Origin of the sequence: Mesohalobacter halotolerans, from assembly GCF_006120725.1 — a bacterium.
GTDB lineage: Bacteria > Bacteroidota > Bacteroidia > Flavobacteriales > Flavobacteriaceae > Psychroflexus > Psychroflexus halotolerans.
The window spans coordinates 555585-580848 of the sequence record NZ_SWMU01000001.1 but is presented as its reverse complement, the minus strand read 5'-3'; the positions used below and the strand labels follow the sequence as shown (position 1 = coordinate 580848).

At 35.3% G+C, this 25264-nt stretch carries 28 protein-coding genes; 14 read left to right on the top strand and 14 right to left on the bottom strand.

Translation table 11 applies throughout. From position 1 onward, the window contains the following. Positions 1 to 118 precede the first annotated feature (118 nt). Together gldD and FCN74_RS02740 are read left to right on the top strand one after the other, a co-directional pair. Positions 119 to 691 carry a gliding motility lipoprotein GldD gene (gene gldD, locus FCN74_RS02745; protein ID WP_138931060.1) on the top strand — a complete coding sequence of 191 codons (573 nt, stop codon included), beginning with the start codon at positions 119 to 121 and terminating at the stop codon, positions 689 to 691. A 56-nt stretch (positions 692 to 747) separates the two neighbouring features. Next, on the top strand, positions 748 to 1641 hold the full coding sequence (locus FCN74_RS02740; RefSeq protein WP_138931059.1) for a DMT family transporter: 894 nt from the start codon (positions 748 to 750) through the stop codon (positions 1639 to 1641). Positions 1642 to 1650: 9 nt separating this feature from the next. On the opposite strand, the gene FCN74_RS02735 is transcribed toward FCN74_RS02740, so the two are convergent. Continuing rightward, positions 1651 to 2835 carry a phosphoglycerate kinase gene (locus tag FCN74_RS02735; RefSeq protein WP_138931058.1) on the bottom strand — a complete coding sequence of 395 codons (1185 nt, stop codon included), beginning with the start codon at positions 2833 to 2835 and terminating at the stop codon, positions 1651 to 1653. A 107-nt stretch (positions 2836 to 2942) separates the two neighbouring features. On the opposite strand from FCN74_RS02735, the gene surE reads away from it, so the two are divergent. From surE to FCN74_RS02720, 3 genes are read left to right on the top strand one after another with little or no spacing between them, the layout of a single operon-like run. Beyond that, entirely contained in the window at positions 2943 to 3722 is a 780-nt protein-coding gene (gene surE / locus FCN74_RS02730) for a 5'/3'-nucleotidase SurE (protein ID WP_138931057.1), read from the top strand. Continuing rightward, a complete protein-coding gene (locus FCN74_RS02725) occupies positions 3712 to 4005 on the top strand; it encodes a hypothetical protein (protein WP_138931056.1) in 294 nt (97 codons plus the stop codon). Before surE ends, FCN74_RS02725 begins: the two co-directional genes overlap by 11 nt. Beyond that, positions 4002 to 4481 (top strand): acyl-CoA thioesterase, encoded by a 480-nt coding sequence (locus FCN74_RS02720; RefSeq protein ID WP_138931055.1) that lies wholly within the window; start codon positions 4002 to 4004, stop codon positions 4479 to 4481. Before FCN74_RS02725 ends, FCN74_RS02720 begins: the two co-directional genes overlap by 4 nt. A gap of 12 nt (positions 4482 to 4493) precedes the next feature. Here the strand turns inward: FCN74_RS02720 and FCN74_RS02715 are convergent, their stop codons facing one another. Further along, positions 4494 to 5657 (bottom strand): cysteine desulfurase family protein, encoded by a 1164-nt coding sequence (locus FCN74_RS02715; RefSeq protein ID WP_138931054.1) that lies wholly within the window; start codon positions 5655 to 5657, stop codon positions 4494 to 4496. A gap of 207 nt (positions 5658 to 5864) precedes the next feature. Here FCN74_RS02715 and FCN74_RS02710 point away from each other — a divergent pair, with 207 nt between their 5' ends. Continuing rightward, positions 5865 to 6890 carry a hypothetical protein gene (locus tag FCN74_RS02710; protein ID WP_138931053.1) on the top strand — a complete coding sequence of 342 codons (1026 nt, stop codon included), beginning with the start codon at positions 5865 to 5867 and terminating at the stop codon, positions 6888 to 6890. Here FCN74_RS02710 and FCN74_RS02705 read toward each other — a convergent pair. From FCN74_RS02705 to FCN74_RS02695, 3 genes are read right to left on the bottom strand one after another with little or no spacing between them, the layout of a single operon-like run. Beyond that, positions 6884 to 7417: a Smr/MutS family protein gene (locus FCN74_RS02705; protein WP_138931052.1), complete on the bottom strand. Its 534-nt coding sequence runs from the start codon at positions 7415 to 7417 to the stop codon at positions 6884 to 6886. The two genes, FCN74_RS02710 and FCN74_RS02705, sit on opposite strands and share 7 nt — an antisense overlap. Next, positions 7414 to 7650: a hypothetical protein gene (locus tag FCN74_RS02700; RefSeq protein ID WP_138931051.1), complete on the bottom strand. Its 237-nt coding sequence runs from the start codon at positions 7648 to 7650 to the stop codon at positions 7414 to 7416. The genes FCN74_RS02705 and FCN74_RS02700 overlap by 4 nt, the downstream gene beginning before the upstream one ends. Positions 7651 to 7696: 46 nt before the next feature. Then, complete coding sequence (locus tag FCN74_RS02695) at positions 7697 to 8119, bottom strand: CBS domain-containing protein (RefSeq protein WP_138931050.1); 423 nt, start codon at positions 8117 to 8119, stop codon at positions 7697 to 7699. A gap of 170 nt (positions 8120 to 8289) precedes the next feature. On the opposite strand from FCN74_RS02695, the gene FCN74_RS02690 reads away from it, so the two are divergent. The 7 genes from FCN74_RS02690 to tsaB all read left to right on the top strand — a co-directional run bounded on the left by FCN74_RS02690 (position 8290) and on the right by tsaB (position 16490). Then, complete coding sequence (locus FCN74_RS02690) at positions 8290 to 9831, top strand: glycine--tRNA ligase (protein ID WP_138931049.1); 1542 nt, start codon at positions 8290 to 8292, stop codon at positions 9829 to 9831. Between the two features lie 114 nt (positions 9832 to 9945). Beyond that, on the top strand, positions 9946 to 10647 hold the full coding sequence (locus tag FCN74_RS02685) for an ABC transporter ATP-binding protein (protein ID WP_138931048.1): 702 nt from the start codon (positions 9946 to 9948) through the stop codon (positions 10645 to 10647). Continuing rightward, complete coding sequence (locus tag FCN74_RS02680) at positions 10640 to 11884, top strand: ABC transporter permease (RefSeq protein ID WP_138931047.1); 1245 nt, start codon at positions 10640 to 10642, stop codon at positions 11882 to 11884. The genes FCN74_RS02685 and FCN74_RS02680 overlap by 8 nt, the downstream gene beginning before the upstream one ends. 1 nt (position 11885) lies before the next feature. Continuing rightward, positions 11886 to 13151 carry an ABC transporter permease gene (locus FCN74_RS02675; protein ID WP_138931046.1) on the top strand — a complete coding sequence of 422 codons (1266 nt, stop codon included), beginning with the start codon at positions 11886 to 11888 and terminating at the stop codon, positions 13149 to 13151. 30 nt (positions 13152 to 13181) lie between these two features. Continuing rightward, positions 13182 to 14309, top strand: a complete 1128-nt coding sequence (locus tag FCN74_RS02670) for an efflux RND transporter periplasmic adaptor subunit (RefSeq protein ID WP_138931045.1) — start codon at positions 13182 to 13184, stop codon at positions 14307 to 14309. Positions 14310 to 14363: 54 nt separating this feature from the next. Then, positions 14364 to 15803 (top strand): TolC family protein, encoded by a 1440-nt coding sequence (locus FCN74_RS02665; protein ID WP_138931044.1) that lies wholly within the window; start codon positions 14364 to 14366, stop codon positions 15801 to 15803. A 15-nt stretch (positions 15804 to 15818) separates the two neighbouring features. Further along, positions 15819 to 16490, top strand: coding sequence for a tRNA (adenosine(37)-N6)-threonylcarbamoyltransferase complex dimerization subunit type 1 TsaB (tsaB, locus tag FCN74_RS02660; protein ID WP_138931043.1), 672 nt, complete (start codon positions 15819 to 15821; stop codon positions 16488 to 16490). On the opposite strand, the gene FCN74_RS02655 is transcribed toward tsaB, so the two are convergent. The 7 genes from FCN74_RS02655 to FCN74_RS02625 all read right to left on the bottom strand — a co-directional run bounded on the left by FCN74_RS02655 (position 16487) and on the right by FCN74_RS02625 (position 22248). Continuing rightward, complete coding sequence (locus FCN74_RS02655; RefSeq protein ID WP_138931042.1) at positions 16487 to 17221, bottom strand: hypothetical protein; 735 nt, start codon at positions 17219 to 17221, stop codon at positions 16487 to 16489. The genes tsaB and FCN74_RS02655 overlap by 4 nt on opposite strands. Before the next feature lie 77 nt (positions 17222 to 17298). Next, a complete protein-coding gene (locus FCN74_RS02650) occupies positions 17299 to 18084 on the bottom strand; it encodes a DUF3050 domain-containing protein (RefSeq protein ID WP_138931041.1) in 786 nt (261 codons plus the stop codon). Between the two features lie 5 nt (positions 18085 to 18089). Continuing rightward, positions 18090 to 19268, bottom strand: a complete 1179-nt coding sequence (locus FCN74_RS02645; protein WP_138931040.1) for an acyl-CoA dehydrogenase family protein — start codon at positions 19266 to 19268, stop codon at positions 18090 to 18092. Positions 19269 to 19388: 120 nt separating this feature from the next. Beyond that, positions 19389 to 19724 carry a 2Fe-2S iron-sulfur cluster-binding protein gene (locus tag FCN74_RS02640; protein ID WP_138931039.1) on the bottom strand — a complete coding sequence of 112 codons (336 nt, stop codon included), beginning with the start codon at positions 19722 to 19724 and terminating at the stop codon, positions 19389 to 19391. Between the two features lie 7 nt (positions 19725 to 19731). After that, positions 19732 to 20793 carry an NAD(P)/FAD-dependent oxidoreductase gene (locus FCN74_RS02635; protein ID WP_138931038.1) on the bottom strand — a complete coding sequence of 354 codons (1062 nt, stop codon included), beginning with the start codon at positions 20791 to 20793 and terminating at the stop codon, positions 19732 to 19734. A gap of 67 nt (positions 20794 to 20860) precedes the next feature. After that, a complete protein-coding gene (locus tag FCN74_RS02630; protein ID WP_138931037.1) occupies positions 20861 to 21106 on the bottom strand; it encodes a NifU family protein in 246 nt (81 codons plus the stop codon). A 2-nt stretch (positions 21107 to 21108) separates the two neighbouring features. Next, positions 21109 to 22248, bottom strand: a complete 1140-nt coding sequence (locus FCN74_RS02625) for an Mrp/NBP35 family ATP-binding protein (RefSeq protein WP_138931036.1) — start codon at positions 22246 to 22248, stop codon at positions 21109 to 21111. 301 nt (positions 22249 to 22549) lie between these two features. Here FCN74_RS02625 and FCN74_RS02620 point away from each other — a divergent pair, with 301 nt between their 5' ends. Further along, complete coding sequence (locus tag FCN74_RS02620; RefSeq protein ID WP_138931035.1) at positions 22550 to 23287, top strand: TerB family tellurite resistance protein; 738 nt, start codon at positions 22550 to 22552, stop codon at positions 23285 to 23287. Here the strand turns inward: FCN74_RS02620 and FCN74_RS02615 are convergent. Both FCN74_RS02615 and dnaA read right to left on the bottom strand, forming a co-directional pair. Next, positions 23284 to 23751: a low molecular weight protein-tyrosine-phosphatase gene (locus FCN74_RS02615; RefSeq protein ID WP_138931034.1), complete on the bottom strand. Its 468-nt coding sequence runs from the start codon at positions 23749 to 23751 to the stop codon at positions 23284 to 23286. The genes FCN74_RS02620 and FCN74_RS02615 overlap by 4 nt on opposite strands. A 3-nt stretch (positions 23752 to 23754) precedes the next feature. Next, complete coding sequence (dnaA, locus tag FCN74_RS02610; protein ID WP_138931033.1) at positions 23755 to 25182, bottom strand: chromosomal replication initiator protein DnaA; 1428 nt, start codon at positions 25180 to 25182, stop codon at positions 23755 to 23757. Positions 25183 to 25264 lie beyond the last annotated feature (82 nt).

Sequence of the window (25264 nt, the reverse complement as noted above, 5' to 3'; positions counted from 1 at the left end):
AATTTAATCTGTGCCTTAAATTTGAATATAAGCCTCTTGAAGCAATTTATTAAAATTAATAATAATAAACCTAAACCATGAGCGTTTGCACGAACATCCTTTATATTGCATTTAAAATATGTATTTGACAAGAGTAGTTGCATTAACCATTGTACTTGTTTTGGGCTTTGGCTGTCAAGACCAAAATTCTATGCCTAAACCTAAAGCTTATTTGGCCTTAGAATATCCCAAAGCACAATATTTTGAGACTGAAGTAAATTGCCCTTATGATTTTAAAATAAATTCACTATCTGAAATAAAAAATAATATTCAAAACCGCCCGTGTTGGTTAGACATTTACTATCCAAAAATGAAGGGTTCTATTTACATCAGCTACTATCCCGTTGAAAATAACTTAAAAGCGCTCATTATTGATGCTCAAAAGCTTCCATTAAAACATGAGATTAAAGCCGATGCTATTTTATCAACGACTTATATCAATGAGAATCATGACACTTACGGTTTGTTTTACGAAGTCGAAGGCAATGCAGCATCACAAGCTCAATTTTACTTGACCGATAGTTTAAATCACTTTATCACAGGTTCCATTTATTTTAAAGCTCAGCCCAATTACGATTCTATTTTGCCCGCTGCAGAATACCTCAAAAAAGACATGCGAAAAATTATGGAGACTTTGACGTGGAAAGATTAACCTCATTTTATAAGTTGTATCCGTAGATTTATCTCACTTTTGCAAAAATTTTTGCCTTGTCTGCACATCAACTTAAGTGGTTATACCTTTTCACTCTTGCCCTCATGTGGGGCAGTTCCTTTATCCTGATTAAAAAAGGCTTAGAAGGTTTAACCCCAATTCAAGTTGGAGCGTTTCGGGTTTTGGTAACTGCAGTTATTCTCATTATAGTAGGATTTAAGCGGCTTAAAACCATCCCAAAAGCAGCTTGGAAATGGTTAGCAGTTTCGGGATTGCTAGGTACGTTATTCCCTTCAATTTTATTTGCTTATGCCGAGACCGAAATCGACTCTGCTGTGGCCTCTATTCTCAATTCTACAGTACCTCTCCTAGCCTTATTGGTTGGTGTGTTTTTCTTTAAATCGAGATTTATAAAAGCTCAATTTTTAGGAGTGGTCATTGGTCTCATAGGGAGTTTAATTTTAATTTTAATCGGAGCTAATATCAATCCCAACCAAAATTATTGGTTTGCCACTTTACCAGTTTTTGCCTCATTGATGTATGCCTTTAATGCCAATATTATTAAAACCTATTTACAACATCTTTCAGCCTTGGGTATTGCATCGGCTTCATTTTTGATTTTGCTTTTTCCCGCCATAATAATTTTAGCTTTCACAGGTTTTTTTGATCTAAATTATATCTCACAGCCCCAAACTCAGACAGCCTTATTATATGTTGCGCTTCTAGCATTACTTGGTACGGCTGCGGCTAAAATCATTTTTAATCGATTAATTCAATTGTCCAATCCTGTATTTTCTACGTCAGTTACCTATTTGATTCCTATTATAGCTTTATTTTGGGGAATTTTAGACGGAGAAGAATTTAACCTCTGGCAACTGTTGGCCGGAGGGATTATACTTCTTGGTGTCTATTTGTCTAATTTAAAAAATCGCATTAGGCAAAAGGCTTAGCAAGAATTTTTAATCATCGAGAGCCGCGACGCCAGGCAATGTTTTACCTTCCAACATTTCGAGCATTGCACCGCCACCAGTTGAAACGTAGCTTACTTTATCTTCAAAACCATTTTGCTTCACAGCCGAGACACTATCACCACCACCTACAAGAGAGAAAGCACCATTGGCTGTTGCTTCTGCGATAGCATTACCTGCTGCGATGGTCCCTTCAGCAAAGTTTGGCATTTCAAAAACCCCAAGTGGTCCATTCCAAAGAATAATTTTTGATGTTTTTATCACTTCAGCAAAAGCCAGCTGTGATTTTGGGCCGGCATCTAGTCCCATCCAGCCCTCTTCAATATTGTCTATAGGTTGTATCTTGGTTTCACTATCGTTTTTAAATTCTTTGGTTGTCTTAGAATCTATAGGCAGGTGAACTTTTACGTTTTTTTGTTCAGCCATTTTCATAATTTTTAGGGCAACATCTTGTTTATCGTCTTCAACCAGCGATTCTCCAATTTTGCCGCCTTTGGCTTTAATAAAAGTAAATGCCATTCCACCGCCAATGATAAGATGGTCAATGGCATCAAGTATGTTTTCTATAACGGTAATTTTACTTGAAACTTTGGCTCCGCCTATGATGGCAGTAACTGGTTTTTCTTTGGAATTAAGAACTTTATCTAAGCTGTCAATTTCTTTCTTTAGAAGGTAGCCCATCGCTTTTTCTTTGGCAAATTTTGCCACAACAGTTGTAGAAGCATGAGCACGGTGTGCCGTCCCGAACGCATCGTTAACATAAACATCAGCCAAATCTGCCAATTGCTTTGCAAACGTTTCATCACCGGCTTTTTCTTCAGGGTGGAATCTCAAATTTTCAAGCAATAAAACTTCTCCATTTTGAAGTTCTTCTGCTGCTTTTTGCACAGCTTCACCTACAGAATCTTCAACAAATTTTACTTTAACTCCAATTTCTTCAGAAACAGTATTCACGATGTGTTTTAAAGAAAACTTATCTTCTACGCCATTAGGCCTTCCGAGATGAGACATTAATATTGCAGACCCGCCGTCTTCAAGTACTTTAACTATGGAGGGTTTGGCTCCTTCTATTCGACTTTTATCTGTGACTTCAAAATTTTCATTTAATGGAACGTTAAAGTCTACTCTGATAATAGCTTTCTTGTCTTCAAAATTGATATCGTCTATACTGTTCATATGAAAAATTTTAACTTCAAATTTAAGCATTATTCCTTAAATGAATTCAATTATAATGTGATGTTTTCTTTAAAAATTAAGTTATTTTCGCATCAAATCAATGATTAATGAAATCTAATAAGCCTCTTATTTTAGTCACAAATGACGATGGTGTAACTGCGCCAGGCATAAGGCACTTAATTAAAATCATGAAAGAATTTGGTGAAGTTGTTGTCGTTGCGCCTGATAGTCCTCAGAGTGGTATGGGACATGCAATAACAGTTTCAAATAATTTGTATTGTGATAAAATTTCAACGACTGGTAGTGATGTCTTAGAATATAGTTGCTCTGGTACTCCTGTAGATTGTGTGAAAATTGCCACGCAATCTATCTTAAAGCGCAAGCCAGACCTTTGTGTGAGTGGGATCAATCACGGCTCAAATTCTTCTATCAATGTAATTTATTCCGGTACTATGAGTGCAGCTGTAGAGGCTGGAACCGTTGGTATTCCAGCAGTGGGCTTTTCCCTATTAGATTATGCCATGGATGCCAATTTTGAACCTACGACAAAATATGTCAAGCAAATTGTAGACTACATGCTCCATAACGAACTGGCCAAAGACACTGTTCTTAATGTGAATTTTCCAAAACTCACTTCCAAAGATATTAAAGGTATAAAAGTATGTCGTCAAGCTAAAGCACGTTGGGAGGAAAATTACGATAAACGTCAAAACCCACAGGGCAGAGATTATTACTGGCTTACTGGTGAATTTATTAATGAAGATGCAGGAGAAGATACAGATGAGTGGGCATTGAAACAAGGTTATGTTTCTGTTGTGCCAGTACAATTTGACCTCACAGCACATCAACAAATTGAAGACCTAAAAGATTTAAATTTTGAACATTAAAAAGGAAATAGGCATTGGCATGTCAATCGCGCTTGTATGTACCCTAGCGGGCATGTACATTTATGTATTTTTATTTACAAACTACGATTTGCCAACAGCAATTCAATTTGCTTACCGAGATGAATTTCTTGGAGGTTTAATCGCCATTGGTGCTGCAGCTAATTTTTTACCGTTTTTTGTGTACCTTAAAAGAGATAAAATATATAGAGCAAGAGGTGTGCTTATGTTTTCAATATTATTAGTAATATTAATTTTACTACTTAAAATTAGAGTATTTGTATGAGTTTTACAAAAGAATTTGAAGTCCGTTGGAGTGACCTCGATGCCAACCGACATTTAGCCAACTCCGCCTATCAAAACATGATGAGTCACACTAGAATGGCTTTTTTATTAGAAAATGGGTTTACGCAAAAAGAATTGGTTAAATATAATCTTGGTCCTGTTGTGTTTTATGAACATATCTATTATTTCAAAGAGATACGCCCTGATGACAAAATTGAAGTGAGCTTAAAGCTAAAAGGATTATCTAATGACGGTACTTTTTTTGCTTTTGAACACGACTTTTACAATGCTAAAGGCAAAAATTGTGCACGATGTGAAATGCTGGGCTCGTGGATAGATTTAAAATCAAGAACACTAAAAGGCTTGCCTCAACATTTACTTAAACCTTTGGACAATCTCGCCAAAACTGATGATTTTAAAGTGCTGACTAAAGCAGATACAAGAAAATATAAGGTTTTTCCTAAGGATAAATCCTGATTGTAAACCTGGTTACATAACGAGTTTATCAGAATTTACAAACTCAGAAAGTACCCCGACGGTATAATCAATTTCTGCTTTGGTATTGTAATGGGATAATGAAAATCGCAAGGATGGGGTTTGGGCTTTTTCTGCACCGTAGATTTCGTTCAAAACAAAAGACCCTTGTTGACTTCCACTCTGGCAAGCGCTGCCTTGAGAGCAAGCAATGCCTTTTAAATCGAGCTGAAATAATAACATCCCAGCTTTAGCTTCAGATATTGGCAAGCTAAAGTTAATAACCGTATAAGTACTCTGGTTTAAATCTTTGCACATACCATTAAAAACAATGCCTGAGATTTCGTTTTCTAAACGTTCAATAAAATATTGTTTTAAGTTTTTAACGTAATTACTTTCAGTTTCTAAATTTTCATAAGCTAAGTTAAAAGCAGTGTGCAGACCAACAATACCTGAAACATTTTCGGTGCCACCGCGATGTCCCCGCTCTTGTTCACCACCTTGAATAAGCGATGCCAGCTTATGTTTTTTGTTGATATAGGCAAAACCCACACCTTTTGGACCGTGAAATTTGTGTGCGCTCACGGCAAGAAAATCTAATGGGCATTCTTGTAAATCTAGTTCAAAATGACCTATAGACTGAACCGTGTCAGAGTGTAAAAGTGCGTCGTTTTTATGACATAACTCAGAGACTGTTTGTAAATCTAACTTATTCCCAATTTCATTATTAATATGCATTAAACTTACTAAAGTTTTGTGCGTTTTATCAGCCAATAGCTCTTCAAGATGATTGAGGTCAACTTGACCATTTTGATCTAAATTGACATATTCGAGTTTAATTTGGGCTTGATGTTCTAAAAATTGGGCGGTATTGAGTACTGCGTGATGTTCTATTTTTGAGGTGATAATGCGTTTGACATGAAGGTCAAAAACCGCACATTTTAAAACCATATTATCAGCTTCTGTGCCTCCAGAAGTAAAGATGATTTCTCCGGGCGTCACATTTAATGTTTTAGCAATGTCTTTGCGGCAAGTTTCAATTTTAGATTTCGCTTGACGACCAAAGGCGTGTGTGGACGATGGGTTACCGTAACACTGTTGCATGCTTTGACTCATGGCTTCAATCACTTCTTCCCTCATTTGAGATGTTGCAGCACTATCAAAATAGATGTTTTTCATGTCTTAAAAATTTTATCCCATAAAATTGAATATACTAAAATTACTTTGCCTATAGATTTGGCAAAATTAAGAATTTTATAAAGAATAAGCTTTTAATTTACTTATTGTGAACACTACAATTTCTTTTTCATTTTAAATTTTAAATCTTAAAAAAACCAAACTCAAAGCAGAGAAAGCTAAAAAACTTTAAGTTTGTAAAAAAAAATCTTGAAAATCAATACCTACAAATATTATTTATTAGTTGCGTGTATTACTTTAAACTTTCTGGTTTCTTGTGATGACGGTGAACTCATAACAACAACATTTAATTTTGACGAAGAAACTAACCTTTCATTGTGTCAACAGGATGATATTAATGTATTGTACTTTATAGACCCTGAAACCAATGAAGCAATATCATTTAGGTTTCCGGATGAAGATTTTGAAGGTGTTTTTACTGGACTAGAAACAGTTGAGAGTATTGAGTTAAATATAAATTCTGATAACCAAGTCACTTATAGAAGGCTAAGTTCATCGACAAGCGGATCTAATTATTTTTGCCAACAAATTCCGCCAAGTTCTCCTCAAGTCCTCGAAGAATTTGTCAGCACAACCGGTGGAATGGCAATTTTAGAAATAAGAATCTCTGAGCAAGACGACGATGATGGGGTACCTCCGGAGATAGAAGACAGAAATGGTAACGGCAATTTATTTGATGATGATACTGACGGCGATGGAATCCCGGATTTTTTAGATACAGATGATGACAATGATAACGTTTTAACCGCTAGCGAAGAACTTGAAGCTGTTGATGATAATGGCAATGTGATTATTGACGAAAATGGTGATGTAGTTTATGTAGATACAGATAATGATGGCGTCCCAAACTATTTAGATGACGACGACGACGGCGATGGCATTCCCACAAAAAAAGAGGATTTAAACGCTTGTGAAGATCCTGAAAATCCAGCCTTAAATCCTGACAACGACCTCAATGCTGATGGCATTCCTTTATACCTAGATGATACAGCAACTGAAATTGAAGACATTAATGTAGTAAAACGCAATAGTATAACCCGTAGTTTTTTTACTCAAGTGGTTTTTACAGATATTACTTTTGAAAATCAGAATAATAATGAAAGTTTGAGCTTTTCCAATTTTATCATGGGACGATTTCAAACTTCAACGACCCAAGATTTAGAGTTTAATGATACTGTTATCAGTGAAGATGATGTCAATAATATTTGTCAGTAAATGCAAACTTCTGTAGCTCCAACGCCATAAGTTTGATAACTGGCATCGTAAAATTCTATATTATCATAACGCCTTAATAAAGTCTGTAATTCGGCTTTGAGCACACCTTGCCCAACACCGTGTATAAACACAATATATTTAACTCGTTTATCTATAGCCCATTCTAGTTGCTGTTTGGCTTTGTCTAGCTGTATATTTAAAATCTCAAAGTTTGATAGATGCCTAGCATCGTCAATCAATTCATGGATGTGTAAGTCTATTTCAATTTTTTGAGGTGGTTTTGAAGATTTAATTTTAGGGTTTTTTCGTGGTGGTTGCTTTTCTTGTATTATAACTTTTTTTAAATCTTCTGTCTTAATATTTAGCGTATTAGTAGAGGTTTTAATAAGTTCATGAGGTTTAAACTCCAGCTTAAAACCATCTTCAGTAGAAATTTTAATTTCGTCTGTTGCAACCGAAACTACTCGCCCCTTGATATTATCGTCTAAGGTTTCAACACTATCGCCTATTTTAAATTCAGGTTTCAATTTTTTTTGGTCGTATTGTCGTGATCTTCACTGCTATCATCGGAGTCTTTAGACTTATTATCACTAGTCCATTGTTTGGTCGATCTGTAGAGCCCAAACATTAAAATAACTAAGCCCGCTATTTTAAAATACACTTGATCTGGATTGGCAATAAAATCATATAGCAATAGTGCAATACCAATTATGATAATTAATGTGTTATAACTTTGCTTTGAAGCATTGATTTGAGACATTTAGCTTTTTGCACAAATTTAAAACAATATAAAGAAAAGAAAGAGTTTAATTATATTGTTCTAAAAAGAAATTGATGATATCAGTAGATGTCACTATACCAATAAGCTTATCATGTTCTATGACCGGTAGTGCATGAAAATGTTTTTCAGCTAATATTTTTGCTACATCTCTTATGCTATCGTCAGAATTGACACAAACCACTTTATGAGTCATGACTTGTTCTAGGCTAAACATATCATAAACGGTTGATTCTACATAATTTCCGGATTCGTCTGTGGCATCGGCAAATGAAATTCTCAATAGGTCTGAATAACTTAACATGCCTACAACATTTTCACCTTTTACAACGGGCAAGTGCTTAATTTTATTCTTTTTAAAAAGTGACTCAGCTTTTGATAAGCTATCGTTTACATTTAGTTTGACTAAATTATGAGTCATTATTTTGGATACGGCTTCTCGTTTTTTCATGGCGCTATATTTTAAATCATAAATCAAATATCAATAAAATTAAGGGATTAAAATATGAGGATTGTCAGTTTGTTAATCCTGAAGCATGAAATCAAAAAATAGAGCCTTGACATTATTTAACAAAAGTCCTAAACCGCATTTTAATCTACATAATTTTATATTTTTGCGCTATGGCAAACAATCAAGACAAATTTAAGCAGGTTATCGCTCACGCAAAAGAGTATGGTTATATTTTTTCATCGAGTGAAATATACGACGGTTTAAGCGCAGTTTACGACTATGGTCAAAATGGTGTTGAGCTCAAAAATAATATAAAGGACTATTGGTGGAAGAGCATGACTCAACTTCATCAAAATATTGTGGGTCTAGATGCGGCCATTCTAATGCACCCCAAGACTTGGAAAGCTTCTGGCCACGTCGATGCGTTTAACGATCCTTTGATAGATAACAAAGATTCTAAAAAACGCTATCGAGCTGATGTCTTGGTGGAAGATTATGTTGAAAAGCTGGAGCAAAAAGTGCAAAAAGAAATCAAAAAAGCCAAAAAACGTTTTGGTGATGATTTTGATGAAGCACAGTTTGTAAACACACATCCACGTGTGGTGAAATACAGAAAACGTTCAAAAGATATTTTGGAACGTTTAGCAAAATCCCTTACAGATGAAAACCTAGCTGATGTTAAAGCCCTGATAGAAGAATTAGAAATAGCCTGCCCGGCGACAGGTTCAAAAAACTGGACTGATGTTAAGCAGTTTAACTTGATGTTTGGCACCAAAATGGGCGCCTCTTCTGAATCGGCATCTGATTTATATTTAAGACCTGAAACCGCACAGGGCATTTTCGTCAATTTTTCTAATGTTCAAAAAACAGGGCGGATGAAAATTCCCTTTGGTATTGCTCAAATCGGCAAAGCTTTTAGAAATGAAATCGTCGCTCGTCAGTTTATCTTCAGACAACGCGAGTTTGAACAAATGGAAATGCAGTTTTTTGTCAAACCAGGAGAAGAATTGAAATGGTTTGAATACTGGAAAGACCAGCGTCAAGCCTGGCATGATTCTCTTGGATTGGACAAAGAAAATTACCGCTTTCACGACCATGATAAATTAGCCCATTACGCCAACGCCGCCACAGATATTGAATTTGATTTTCCGTTTGGCTTTAAAGAATTAGAAGGCATTCATTCTAGAACCGATTTTGACTTAAAAGCTCATGAAGAATTATCTGGTAAAAAATTACAATTTTACGATCATGAAGACGGTAAATCTTATACGCCTTATGTTATAGAAACCTCTATTGGCTTAGACCGTATGTTTCTTGCGGTGTTTTCAGCAGCACTTCAAGATGAAACTCTAGACGATGGTTCCTCAAGGACAGTTTTGAAATTACCTTCAATCTTAGCACCTGTAAAAGTTGCAGTTTTACCGCTTTTAAAACGCGATGGATTACCGGAAATTGCAGAGCAAATTGTAGAAGATTTAAAATGGGATTTTAATGTGATTTACGACGAAAAAGATGCCGTAGGACGTCGTTACAGGCGTCAAGATGCTGCTGGCACTCCATTTTGTGTCACCGTTGACCACGACTCAAAAACCGATAACTCTGTTACGATTCGTTATCGCGATAGCATGACGCAAAAGCGAGTTAAAATTTCTGAACTAAAGTCTATTTTAGAAGCAGAATTGAGTTACAAGAAATGGCTTAAAACCCAGTAATTTTTTATTAAACTCATTCTAAATAAGTTATATAGGTGTTTTTTAACAATGTCCTAACAAAAAAGCGTGTAACAATTCTTTTAGTTAGTAGTCTTATTGTTAAATGTAATCCTAATGATTGAAATAAAAGACCTACACAAATCTTACAAGATTGGTAAGAATTCTCTGCATGTGTTGAAAGGCATAAACTTTTCAGTTGAGGAGGGTGAACTAGTTGCTATTATGGGATCTTCAGGTTCTGGAAAATCAACTCTATTGAATATCCTGGGAATGCTAGACGAAGCTGATTTAGGCACTTATCACCTTGATGGCGTTGAAATTAAAAATCTAACTGAAAAAACAGCAGCCAATTACAGAAACAAATTTCTTGGTTTTATTTTTCAATCATTTAATTTGATCAACTATAAATCTGCATTAGACAACGTCGCGCTGCCTTTGTATTATCAAAACATCAATAGAAAAGAACGTATGGAAAGAGCTATGTCTTACTTGGAAAAAGTAGGGCTCGCCGACTGGGCAAAACATTTACCAAATGAATTATCTGGTGGTCAAAAACAGCGTGTTGCAATTGCTAGGGCGTTAGCAGGACAACCTAAAGTGATTTTAGCCGATGAGTTGACAGGAGCTTTAGACTCGACAACTTCATACGAAATCATGAATCTTATTCAGGAAATCAATGATGAAGGAAAAACAATTTTGGTTGTCACCCATGAAGATGATATTGCACATATGACCAAACGTATTGTAAATCTTAAAGACGGTGTAATTATAGATGATCGCAAAGTGAAACAAGTCAAAGCTCTAGAAAATGTTTAGTCTCGAACGTTGGTTAGAAGTATTTGAGGCTATAAGTAAAAATAAGCTTCGTACATTTTTGACTGGTTTTTCTGTCGCAACCGGTATTTTAATATTGGTCTTACTTCTCGGCGTTGGTGAAGGTATGAAAAATGGCGTAGAAGAGCAATTCCAGCAAGATGCAACAAATCGAATTTCAGTTTATACCGGTGTTACTGGTGTCGAGTACAAAGGTTTAAATCCTGGAAGGCGTATTCAATTTAAAAATCAAGATTACGATCTTTTGGTTAAAAATTTTGGAGATGAGATAGAATACAAATCTTCAGTTTATAGAATATGGACAGGACTGGCAAGTTATAAAGATAAATCTGGCAGCTACAGACTAGAAGGTGTATTACCAGACTATCAATTTCTCGAAAACGCAGGAATGATTCAAGGTAGGTTTATTAATGAAGAAGATCAAGAAGCATTTACTAAAAATGTTGTGATTGGCAAAAAAGTTAGGGATGAGCTGTTTGAGGATGAAAACCCACTTGGAAAACTCATTGAAGTTAGAGATATCAACTTTAAAGTTGTTGGTGTTTTTCAAGATCCGGGTGGCGATAGAGAAGAATCCAAAGTATTAATGTCTCTTGCCACAATGCAAAGGGTCTTCGGTGCCGGTCAAGATATTCGTAACTTAAGTTTTACATTGCCGAAAGAAGAATCCTTTGACATCGCATTAAAAAAATCTAATGCACTTATCAGCAAACTTGAAGCCATGCTCAAAGCTAAACATACGGTATCGCCCATTGACAATTCTGCCATTAATATCAGTAATTCCATAGAAAATTCTAAACGTTTTTACGACTTAACTGCCAATATCAAATTATTTTTCTGGTTGATTGGATTGGCTAGCTTACTCGCTGGAATAATTGGCGTCAGCAATATCATGCTCATCATTGTTAAAGAACGTACCAAAGAAATAGGCATTAGAAAAGCTCTTGGCGCAAAGCCGATGAGTATTGTAGGCATGGTTCTTCACGAATCTATTTTTGTAACTGCTGTATCCGGTTTTATGGGACTCATTATAGGATTAGTTTTGCTAGAGTTTGTTGGTCCAATGATCAATACTGAGTTTATTTCAAATCCTGAAGTCAGTTTCAATATTGCCATCTCTACTGTTATTGTTTTAGTCATTGCAGGAGCCATAGCTGGATTTTTTCCAGCCTGGAGGGGTGCAAAAATAAAACCTATTAACGCTTTAAGAGAAGAATAAGATGTTTAGCAAAGATAAATGGAATGAAATATTAGAATCGTTGACGTCAAATGTCTTCAGAACGCTCTTGACTGCATTTGGTGTGTTTTGGGGAATCTTTATACTAGTCATATTACTGGCAGCTGGAAATGGACTTGAAAATGGAGTAAAGCAAGGATTTTCTGGTATAGCAACCAACTCTATGTTTATGTGGACGATGCCAACTACAAAAGCTTATGATGGACTACCAAAAGGCCGCCGATACAACTTTAAAATTGGTGATGTTCAAGCCATCAAAGAAAATGTTAATGGCATAGAATACGTTTCTCCTCGCAATCAACTTGGCGGTTTTGGTGGAGCCAACAATGTCACAAGAGGCTTAAAATCTGGAGCCTACAATGTCTATGGAGACTATCCTGAAATCATCAAACAAGAGCCCATGAACATCATAAAAGGGCGATTTATCAACCAAAATGATATCGAACAAAAGCGTAAAGTTGCTGTAATTGGAACAGGTGTTCAAAAAGGATTATACGATATTGGTGAAGAGGTTCTAGGCAGTTACATAAAAATTCAAGGTGTCAATTTCATGGTGATTGGAATGTATGAAAAAACAACCTCAACTCGAGGTGATTTAGAAGAAGCTCAAAAACAAATCTTCGTTCCTTTTTCAGCCTACTCTCAAGCTTTTAATATGGGAAATGTCGTGGGTTGGATGGCCATCACAGCCAAAGATGGATATTCCATAACAAATTTAAAATCAGATGTATTTGATGTTGTTAAAAAAAGACACCGTATCAATCCAGAAGACGATAATGCTGTTGGAAATTTTGATTTATATGAACAATATACAAAAATTAGTGGCCTATTTTTAGCTTTGGATGCCGTAGCGTATTTGGTAGGAATTCTAGTCTTATTTTCCGGTGTAATAGGAATTAGTAACATTATGCTAATTGTCGTTAAAGAACGAACCAAAGAAATAGGTGTAAGACGTGCCTTAGGCGCTACACCTTGGCAAATACGCGGTCAAATTTTATTTGAATCTGTCTTTTTGACCATTATCGCAGGAATGGCAGGTATTATTTTTGCAACCCTTGTCATATTTGTCTTAAACCAATTTTTGGGAGCATCAGCTTCTCCAGAAACCATGTTTATTAACCCAAGTGTAGATTACATTACCGTTCTCATTGCACTATGCATTTTAATATTTGCTGGGCTTTTAGCCGGGTTTATTCCTGCACAAAATGCTATTCGTGTTAAACCCGTTGAAGCCCTTAGAACAGAATAAAATATTTAATATAAAATCAAACCAAAATAAATGAAAAAAGTAATCACCATTATCGTTTTAGTAATCTTAGCATTTTTGTTTGTAGGTGCTGTATACTATTTGTATCAAAAAGATCAGGAGCCACCTGTGACTTACGATACAGAAACTCCAACAAAAGAAACTATAGTAAAAGAAACTATAGCAACAGGAACCATAACCCCTAGAGAAGAAGTTCCGGTAAAACCTAATATTTCAGGAATAATTGATGAAATATTTGTCAAGGCTGGAGATACAGTCAAGGTAGGTCAATTGATAGCTAAGTTAAAAGTCGTCCCTAATGTTTCTAACTTAAACAATGCGAAAAACCAAATTAGAACGGCGCAAATCAATTTAGATAATGAAACTAAAATTTACAATCGACAAAAAGAATTGTTTGAAAAAGGAGTAATTTCTGCAAATGATTTTGACCAAGCCCAACGTTCTTTTGACATTGCTAAGCAAAATTTAGAGTCTGCTAAGGAAACCTTTGAAATTATTGAAACCGGAACAACTGCTGGAATAGGAGATGCGGCTACAACAGAAATAAAAGCTACAATTTCAGGAATGGTGTTAGATGTTCCTGTTAAAGTTGGTAATCAGGTCATTGAAGCTAATAATTTTAATGAAGGTACAACCATTGCAACAATTGCCAATGTCAATGAAATGATTTTTGAAGGTAAAGTCGATGAATCTGAAGTTGGAAAAATTGAAGAAGGTTTGCCTTTAGAAATAACTGTGGGAGCGATTCAAGATGTTGTTTTTGATGCGACTTTAGATTATGTAGCCCCTCAAGGTGTAGAGGAAAACGGCGCAGTACAATTTGAAATTGAAGGAACGCTTGCAAAACGAGATGATAATATTTTTATTAGAGCTGGTTTAAGTGCCAACGCTTCAATTATTTTAGAAAAAGCTGAAGATGTTTTGGCTATTAAAGAAGCCTTAGTCCAATTTGATAAAGATACTAAAAAACCTTATGTTGAAGTGATGGTAGGCGACCAAGAGTTTGAACGTAGAGATATCAAACTTGGAATTAGTGATGGTATCAATGTTGAAGTTGTAGATGGCCTCTCTAAAGATGATAAAATTAAAGTTTGGAACAAAGTTGAAGAAAAAAGACCATCAGGTGGCCGTAGAGGTTAATGCAACAGTTGCAAATCTTTAATCGATTTTAAACATCTTAAAAAATTGAATAACATGAAAAAAATAATAACAATAACTCTATTTTGTTTTTGCACTGCTCAGGCATTTTCTCAGGAGGATGTAGGCAAAATCAAATGGACTTTAGAAGCTTGTATAAAACATGCTTTTGAAAACAACATCAGTATTAAACAATCTCAACTCGATATTGAAGGTGCTGATATCAACAAAAGTGATGCTATTGGAAACTTCTTACCTTCATTAAATATCAATGCGAGTAATAACTGGAATTCTGGTCTAACTCAAGATGTCGTTACAGGAGTACTCGTTAATCAAGTCACTCGTAACTTCTCTACTGGTGGAACCGTCGGTATCAATATATTCAGTGGTTTACAAAATTGGAGGACTTTACAACGTGCCAAGCTATCTCAATTGGCCAGTCAATATTCTTTAGAGCAAATGGAAGATGATATTGCATTATTTGTCGCCAACTCTTACCTTCAAGTTTTGGTAAGCAAGCAAACTCTTCAGGTTTTAGAAGAGCAAAATAAAATAACTCAGCAGCAAATTGAGCAAACTGAAGCCTTAATTGAAGCTGGCACAATACCACAAGGTGATATATTAGAATTACAGGCAACCAATGCTGATGAGCAACAACAAATTATTGTGGCTAAAAATGATGTCAAAATATCATTAATTAGTTTGGCTCAAGCTTTACTCATAGATGATTATGAAAACTTTGAAATAGCAGATGAATCCTACGACATCCCAATAACTGATATCGTAAACAGAGATATTGATGATATTATTGAAGAAGCCAAACGAGAACGCTATGAGGTTAAGGTCGCTGAGAAAAATGTAGAAATTGCTGAGAAAAATGTAGAAATTGCTCGAGGTGCATATTATCCTACACTACAAGGTTTTTTTAATTACAATACCCGTGAATCTGATAGAGAGCGCGTTGGATTTGGTGGTGTAGATCCTGATAACCCTACAAGACAGATTGGATTTGTAGAATCTACAGGTGACCCAGTAGTCACTCAAAATTTTCTTTCTGTGGCCCTCGATCCCTTACCTTTTATTGACCAACTTTGGAGAAATGATGGTATAACTTATGGTGTTCAACTTAATATTCCCGTGTTTAATGGTTTTGCTACGCGTAACAATGTAAAACGAAGACAAATAGATTTAGAACGTTCTAAAAATCAACTTCAACAAGCGGAGTTAGATCTCGAAGCTGATGTATATCAAGCTTACGTCGACGCCCAGGGAGCAGCTAAAGCATATGAAGCAGCAGTAAAATCTGTTGAAGCTCAACAAAATGCCTACGATTTTGCTAAAGAGCGTTTTGATGTTGGTATGAGCAACGCTTTTGATTTAAGTCAATCTAAAACAAGGCTGACCAACGCCCAAAACCAAATGGTACAAGCCAAGTACGATTATATTTTTAGAATCAAAGTCTTAGAATTATTTTTTGGCGAACGTCCGGTGGAGTAATTAAATCATTGAAATGTGGCTTATATTTTATGTATAGAAACTTCAACGACCAATTGTTCTGTAGCTCTAGCTAAAAATGGGCAAGTTGTTGCTTTAGCAGAAGATGACCAAGCGCGATATTCACATGCTGAACAGCTCCACTTGTTTATAGACCGAGTTGTAAAAGTCTCTGGTCTTAAAATGGCTGATTTAGATGCCATAGCTGTGAGTAAAGGTCCTGGTTCGTATACGGGTTTAAGAATAGGGGTGTCTACAGCTAAAGGTATTTGTTATGCACTTAAAATTCCTCTAATGAGTATTTCTACTTTAAAAGTTTTGACCAGGCAAGTTGTGCAACAAAGCTCAGAATATCCAATAATTCCAATGATTGATGCGAGACGAATGGAAGTTTATACCTGCGTTTTTGACGCGAAATATAACGAGCAAACTAAAGTTGAAGCTAAAATTTTAGAGCCCAACAGTTTTCAACCTTTTTTTGATAAAAACGATAAGGTTTATTTTATTGGAAATGGCGTAAGTAAGTTCAAAGAAATATGTGACAACCCTAAAAAAGGTCTATTTATAGAAAACAAAAATCCGTCAGCAACACATATGTGTGAATTTGCTGACGAATTGTATCAAAATAGAGATTTTGAAGATGTGGCTTATTTTGAGCCTTATTACCTAAAAGATTTTGTTGGGGGTTAGTCTACTAAACTATTATAATATCTTACGACTTGTATCATCTGGTTTTGGATTTCTTTATCGTCACCTCTGAATTTAAATTTTTTGTCTTTTATATATTTTCTGATTTCTTTTTTGTGATCTGGAAAAGCATCTAAAATTCTCTTCCTGTGATCTTCAGCAGTTTTAAACTCATCCCCAAATTTAATGATATATTTTACTTTTTGACTGATACTCGGTGGAATGTCTGCTTGATAAGATGTAGCTGCTTTCTTACCTTGTCTTAATGCACTATAATATCTCTTATATAAAATAGCATTATTATCCGCGGAAGTCAATTTTACAGCATAGCCATTTCCTGAAGAATAATGTGCTTCATTGAGTTCTGATGTTTGTATTATTACAAATCTTTCATCATTCAAAAGGTATTCAAATCGTGGTGTTCTATTTAAAGTTTTTAAAGATTTATCATTAGGTTCAAGTTTTATTTCAAAAATGTCGTTGTATATGTCATATCTTAAAAAGGTTTGAACTTTATTGTCCATTTTAGTATCAATAATATAACCGTAATTAAATTCTTCATTGAAAAATGGACTTCCCTTAACATCCTCTATATTAAATCTATCATTACCTTCAAAATCCATATAAAAAGAATCAGCAATATCTCTATAATCTCTAAATCCCATTAATTCGGCTTGCCCAAAAGAGCTTGTAACGATTGTCAATGTGAAAAATGCTAATAAAAATCTATACATAATGATAATTTTGATATAAAATTAATTAATTTTTTTACCAAATTGATTAAAGAATTGTTAATTGAAATAAATTTAGATTAGGCAATAGCTTTTTTGATGAGTATCTGTTTTAAAATCCCATCCCAAAGTTCAAGCCTTTTTTGAAGCGCTATTTCAGCCGTTTTTTCAACAGAATTCCATTTATTGATGTCGTTTTGGCATAGGCTTTCTAAAAGTTTGATAGCCATCGGTCCATGCTCATCAGCATCGATCTCAATGTGTCGGTCAAAATAGTACTTAAAGTTTTCAATGTTATCTCCCGGGTATTGCCGTTGTAAATGATCTATAATTTCTGTGAACATGTCGGGAATCAATTCTTCACGACCAAACGTAAAAGCTGATAAGATATTGTGGGTATGTTCATTGTAAATAACATTAAACGTGAATATTAAAAATGATTTAATGGGATTCGAAAGATCGCTCGCAGAAATGACCAAAAACACATCGGTTCTGTGTTGTATTTGTTTGATGAAATTCCTGATTTGAACTGTAGAAGCTCCCAAATCTTCCATGGCCTCTAAGTACATTTCAAAATGGCTTTGATGTTTACCTCGTCGATTAACATCAGATTCTTCTGCCAGTACAATATCGTTAATCAAATAGGTGAATTCTGTATTTCCCTCAGGTGTCCAAGGAACATTGACATTAGTCAATCGTTGTTGGAGAGCCTTTAATAAAGACATAAAATCCCAAACTGCATAAACATGATGCTGAGTAAAAATTCTTAAATCTTCAGGAGACTCAATGTATTTGTACAAGTCATGATTAAGCAGTTTTTGTCTTAGAGGCTTTGTTTTGTCTAATACATTTTGACTTTTACTCATCCTATTTATTTAAAAGCAGAAATTCCTGTAATGTCTAATCCTGTAATTAATAAGTGAATATCGTGTGTCCCTTCATAAGTGATTACACTTTCAAGATTCATCATGTGACGCATAATACTATATTCTCCAGTAATTCCCATACCGCCTAAAATCTGTCGAGCTTCTCGTGCTATACTGATTGCCATTTCAACATTATTGCGTTTAGCCATAGAAATTTGTGCTGAACTGGCTTTTCCTTTATTCTTTAATTGCCCTAGTCTGAGAGCCAAGAGTTGAGCTTTTGTGATTTCAGTAATCATTTCAGCTAATTTTTTTTGTTGGAGCTGAAAACCCGCAATGGGTTTATCAAATTGGATGCGTTCTTTAGCGTACCGTAATGCTGTATCGTAACAATCCATTGCTGCTCCAATAGCTCCCCAAGCTATGCCGTAGCGTGCAGAATCTAAACATGACAAAGGTGCACCAAGACCGCTCTTACCAGGCAATAGGTTTTCTTTAGGAACTTTGACATCTTCAAAAATCAACTCACCAGTTGCTGAAGCTCGTAAAGACCATTTGTTGTGAGTTTCTGGTGTGGAAAACCCTTCCATACCTCTTTCAACAATCAAGCCATGTATTCGACCTTCTTCGTTTTTAGCCCAAACGACTGCAATGTCAGCAAAAGGTGCATTCGATATCCAAAGTTTGGCGCCATTTAATAAATAATAATCGCCCTCATCTTTAAAATTTGTAGTCATTCCGCCAGGATTGGATCCGTGGTCGGGCTCAGTAAGCCCAAAAGATCCCATATACTCTCCTGTGGCTAATTTGGGTAAAAACTTTTGTTTTTGCTCTTCAGTACCGTAGGCATAAATAGGAAACATCACTAATGAAGACTGAACTGAAGCTGTTGAACGCACACCGCTATCACCGCGTTCAATTTCCTGCATTATCAAGCCATAAGAAATTTGATCTAAACCTGCCCCACCGTATTCTTCTGGGATATAAGGTCCAAATGCTCCTATTTCAGACAAACCTTTAATAATTGATTTTGGAAATTTTGCGTCCTGAGCAGCTTTTTCAATAATAGGACTTACATCCCGTTTCACCCATTCTCTCGCTGAGTCGCGAATGAGCTTATGTTCGTCGGTTAATAAATCGTCTATGTTGTAATAATCTGGAGATTCAAAATGATCTTTTCTCATTAGTGAGGTTTTTTTACAAATTTATAGAATATCCGTTTGATAATGTATTTGTTTAAGGGTATTTTATACGATAATAACAAAATATCAAGCCTAAAGGGTATATAGTTTTTAAATTAAAGATTAAACTTCTTCTGGAGCGAGTTCAAACTTTAGACCCTCTAGTTCTGGAGTTATCGGTATTTGACACCCTAATCTACTGTTGTCTTTAACGTAAAATGCTTCGGCTAGCATTGCCTCCTCATCTATTTCCATCTCTGGTAAAGGCGTTTCAGACTTTATGTAACATTGGCAAGATGCGCACATAGCCATACCACCACAGACACCTATTGTACCTTCCGGGGCCAGTTCGTAAGATCGAACGAGTTCCATCAAATTCATAGCCATATCTGTTGGGGCTTTTACCTGATGAGTTTGACCTTCTCTATCTATGATTGTGATATTAATATCTGGACTCATAGGGAAATTAGTCTATACTTTTTACCACAGCTTTAGGCGCTTGTTTTTTGCTTCCATCAAAACCTGTTACCCCTCCAACTGTAGTATATTTCATGACGTATTTTTTATCTGGATGTATGCGCTGGTAAGCACTCTGGCACATTAGGGTAGCTTCGTGAAAACCACATAAAATTAACTTGAGTTTTCCCGGATAAGTATTGACGTCACCTATGGCATATATTCCTGGAATATTAGTTTGATAGTCTAAGGAATTATCAACTTTTATGGCATTTTTTTCAATGTCAAGTCCCCAATTGGCTATAGGACCTAATTTTGGGGACAAACCGAAAAGTGGTATAAAAAAGTCGGTTTGCATTTCAAAATCTTCTTTTGGATCACTGTTTTTTCTCACTAAAACATTTTCTAAATGTCCATTACCATTCACATCAATAACTTCTGCAGGTGTTATGAGTTTTATTTTACCCATATCTTTCAATTCTTTGACACGGTCAACAGACTCTAAGGCTCCTCTAAATTCATTTCTTCGATGAATTAAAGTAACATTTGAAGCCACATCAGCTAAAAATATACTCCAATCTAAAGCAGAATCACCTCCTCCAGCGATTACCACATCTTTATCACGGTAACTTTCCGGATTTTTGACCATATAAGAAACTCCTCTGTCTTCAAAATCAGTCAATTTAGGGATAGGAGGTTTACGGGGCTCAAAACTACCTAGACCTCCAGCAATAGCTATGACTCTGGCATGATGTTTTGTGCCTTTGTCTGTTGTTACTATAAAGCTATCATCCTCTAACTTTTCTATATCCTCAGCCCTTTCTCCAAGGGTAAAACCCGGCTCAAAAGGTTTAATTTGTTCCATCAAATTATCGACCAAATCCCCTGCAAGAACTTCGGGAAATGCTGGAATATCATAGATAGGCTTTTTTGGATAAAGCTCTGTTAATTGTCCACCGGCCTGTGGTAGTGCATCTATTAAATGGCATTTAAGCTTAAGTAAACCTGCTTCAAAAACGGTAAACAATCCAGTTGGTCCAGCACCTATAATAAGTATATCTGTTTTAATCATAAATCTAAAATTGGGAGATACAAATGTTTCAAATTATCAATTATTTTTAACTGATTTTGGTCATAAATCAAGCCATTTCAACATTGACTACAGACTTGATTTGTGGAGCGTGTTTTTTTATCGTCATTTCAACACCAGATTTAAGGGTCATCTGATTGACACTACAACCAACACATGTCCCTAAAAGTTGAACCTTTACTGTATCGTCGTTTTCAATATCAAGTAAAGCTATATCTCCACCGTCATTTTTAAGAAACGGCCTAATTTCTTCTAGGGCATTTTCAACAGATTGTTTTAATTCTTGTCCTGTCATAATCATTTATTTTTGACGGCACTACAGCCCGCCATGGTTGTGATTTTAATTGCTTCAGTAGGTGGTAAGTTCTCATTTCTATTAACCAGTTCTTGAACTACATTTTTTGTCAATTCATTAAAGGCCTCAACAATTGGTGTAGCTTCTTGAAGTGCTGCCGGTCTCCCTACATCACCTGATTCTCTGATAGATTGCACTAAAGGCACTTCTCCTAAAAATGGAACGCCGATGTCTTCTGATAATCGTTTTGCACCAGCTTCACCAAAAATATAATATTTGTTTTCTGGTAGTTCTTCTGGTGTAAAATAAGCCATATTTTCTACAATACCCAAGACAGGTACATTAATACTTTCTTGTTGGAACATGGCGACACCTTTTCGGGCATCTGCAAGAGCTACATTTTGAGGTGTACTAACTATAACCGAACCTGTGATGGGCATAGACTGCATAATAGATAAATGGATATCACCTGTTCCCGGAGGTAAATCCACTAATAAAAAATCTAATTTTCCCCAATTGGCATCAAAAATCATTTGATTTAAGGCTTTACCTGCCATGGGTCCTCGCCAAATGACTGCTTGACTCGGTTTTGTAAAAAACCCAATAGATAGGATTTTTACCCCATAACTTTCTACAGGCTTCATTTTAGATTTGCCCTCTACTTTAACAGATAAAGGTTTTTCATTTTCAACATCAAACATTGTTGGTATGGAGGGACCATAAATATCAGCATCAAGCAACCCTACTTTAAAACCCATTTTTGAAAGACTGACCGCTAAATTGGCAGTTACTGTAGATTTTCCTACACCACCTTTACCACTGGCTACAGCAATAATATTTTGAATCCCGGGAATAGGTTTCCCTTTTATCTCATTGACGCTTTTCTTTTTTGGAGCATCAACTTTGACATTGACTTTAACTTTTGCTTTTTCATAAACATGCTCATGAATGACTTTCATGACATCAACTTCTGCACGTTTCTTGATGTGTAAGGCCGGTGTTGATAATTTCAAATCAACTATCACTTCATCTGCAAAAGTTACTATGTTTTGAACAGCACCACTTTCAATCATATTTTGTCCTTCTCCAGCTACACTTATTGTCTCTAAGGCTTTATAAACGTCTTCTTTTTTTAATTGCACTGAATTGCTTTTTATTATTTAGATTAAATGCAAATATAAGGTATCTCTAAAGAAATGAATTTTAATGGCTTAAATTTTAATGATACACTAACATTATATAAAAAAGCTGAATTCATTTAACCCGGATTATTCATTAGAATATTTACGTAAATATTTTGATGAATAATGACAAAACCTTGTTTTCGTCTGACTCTCGGGCAAATTATACTCTAATCATGATTTGGATTTAAGCTTAATTCTCAGCTAAATTCTTAGCTTAATGTAATTATGCCTTTATATTTGCAAACATATAGATTTTGAAATGTTAAAGTGGGTTTGTGCCATTATTGGCTTTTTTTTTCGTGGTTTTTTTGGAGCTTTAGCCGGCTATTTGATAGGTAGTTTATTAGATTTGGTGTTAATGCCCAAAAGAAACCAAAGGTCTTTTGGCGGCTTCTTTCAAAATAGCCAAGGCGTATTACCCGGTGATTTTGAATTAAACTTATTATCGTTAGCCAGCTTGGTAATCAAGGCTGATGGAAATGTTAGTCAGAAAGAATTAGACTATGTGCGTAGTTATTTTGTAAAAGCTTATGGAAAAGAAAGGGCCAATGCCACCTTTAAAACCTTTAATGAGGTCATCAAAAAACGGCAAATTTCTGCGAGTAACATTTGTCAGTATTTAAAACCTAGACTACGCTATGAAATCAGGCTTCAAATTATTCATTTTTTGTTTAATATCGCACAAGCTGATGGGCATATCACAACAAATGAAATTAATAAAATACATCAAATTTCCAGTTACTTTTCTTTGAGTCAAAGAGATTTTGAGAGCATTAAAGCGATGTTTATCAAATCAGCAGACAAAGCTTACAAGATTTTGGAGGTGGACAAGAATGCCTCTGATGCTGAAATTAAAAAAGCTTATCGTAGAATGGTCAAGAAATATCACCCAGACAAACTTCAAAACATCGATGAAGCCTATCAAAAAGGTGCTAAGGAAAAATTTAACCAAGTGCAAGAAGCTTACGAGCAGCTGCAAAAAGAACGCGGGTTTTAATGTGTTGGTTGATTTAATCTTTCTGCTATCTTATCGCAAGCCTGATCGAGCATTTCATAAACTCTTTTAAATCCATCAATACCACCAGTATAAGGGTCTGGTACATCACAGTTTTCATTGGGTAAAACTTCTTCCAATATGAGATGGACTTTTTTCTTGTCTTTTTCATTTCTTGCTAAGCTTAGAACATCTTCATAATTGGAGTTATCCATAACGTAAATCAAATCAAACCGATCAAAATCTGAAACTTCAAATTGTCTTCCACGTTGTTGTGTAATATCAATATGATGTTCCTTTGCCGTTTTAATAGAACGTTCATCAGGTTGTTGACCAATGTGATAGTCGCCTGTTCCAGCAGAATCTATATAAACTTGGTCTGTATTGACTTTGGTCTTCAAAATACCTTCTGCTAGAGGTGAACGGCAAATGTTACCGAGGCAAACCATAAGAATTTTTGTCTTCATAAACTACTCCACTAAGCGTTTGTCAAGGTCTTCTACAAACTTCTTGAACTGTTTGTCTGTTGAAGTTAAATTATTAACGGTTTTACACGCGTGTAAAACCGTCGCGTGATCTCTATCGCCTATTTGTTTTCCAATACTTGCCAATGAAGCTTTAGTCATTTTTTTGGCAAAAAACATAGCGATTTGTCTGGCTTGAACTATATGTCTTTTTCTGGTTTTAGATTGAAGCGTGTCGATATCCATTTGAAAATAACTGCTTACCACTTTTTGAATATGGTCTATAGAAATTTCTTTTTTGGAGTTGTGCACATAATTTTCGACAATTTTTTTTGCTAAGGCCAAATCAACTTCTTCTTTGTTGAAGGAAGAGTGAGCGATCAAAGAAATTATTGCACCTTCGAGTTCTCTAATATTGCTTTTGATATTTTTGGCTACAAAATCTACAATACTATCACTGATTTCAACTCCATCGCGATAAAGCTTACAAGTAATAATTTTTTTGCGAGTTAAATAATCTGGCTTTAAAAGTTCTGCAGATAATCCCCATTTAAACCTCGAGAGTAATCGCTTTTCTATTTCCTGCATATCAACAGGGGCTTTATCACTCGTTAAAATGACTTGTTTACCGTTTTGGTGTAGGTGATTAAAAATATGAAAGAAAACATCTTGTGTTCCCTTTTTGCCAGAAAGTAATTGAATATCATCAACGATAAGTACATCTATAACTTGATAAAAGTGAATAAAATCGTTTCTGGTATTTTTTCTTACTGATTCTATATATTGTTGTGTAAATTTTTCAGCAGAGATATACAACACAGTTTTATTGGGGTGCTTGTCTTTGACTTCAACTCCAATAGCATGGGCTAAATGGGTTTTCCCTAAACCCACACCACCGAAAATAAGCAATGGATTAAAAGAAGTTCCGCCAGGTTTTGCAGACACCGCTTTGGCAGCAGAACGTGCTAATCGATTTGAGTCACCTTCAAGAAAATTTTCAAAATTATAGTTTGAGTTGAGTTGTGAATCTATCTTTAAATTTCTGATGCCTGGAATTACGAATGGGTTTTTCAACTCAGGATTTTTTGTGTTTAATGCCATACTGATATCTTGAGAGTTGACTTTACTTCGCTGCGAACTTGGGATCTTTTCTGTAAAAGCTGGCTTTTTACCTCTCGCATTTTCCATCTTAATAACATAAACAAGTTTGGCTTGGTTTCCTAAGCTTTTATTGAGGGCAACTCTTAGTAATTTTACATAGTGTTCTTCAAGCCATTCATAAAAAAATTTGGATGGCACCTGGATACTTAATGCGTTATCAGTCAGCTTAACAGCTTTTATGGGTTCAAACCAAGTTTTATATGCTTGTGGTGTAATGTTATCTTCTATAAAAGACAAACAATTTTCCCAAACTGATTCCGCAGTTTTATTCATAATTAATCTTAAATTTACAATTTTAGAAGGTGAAAAGTTACCCCCGTTTTGATATGGCAAATATGTGAACAAATCAATTCAT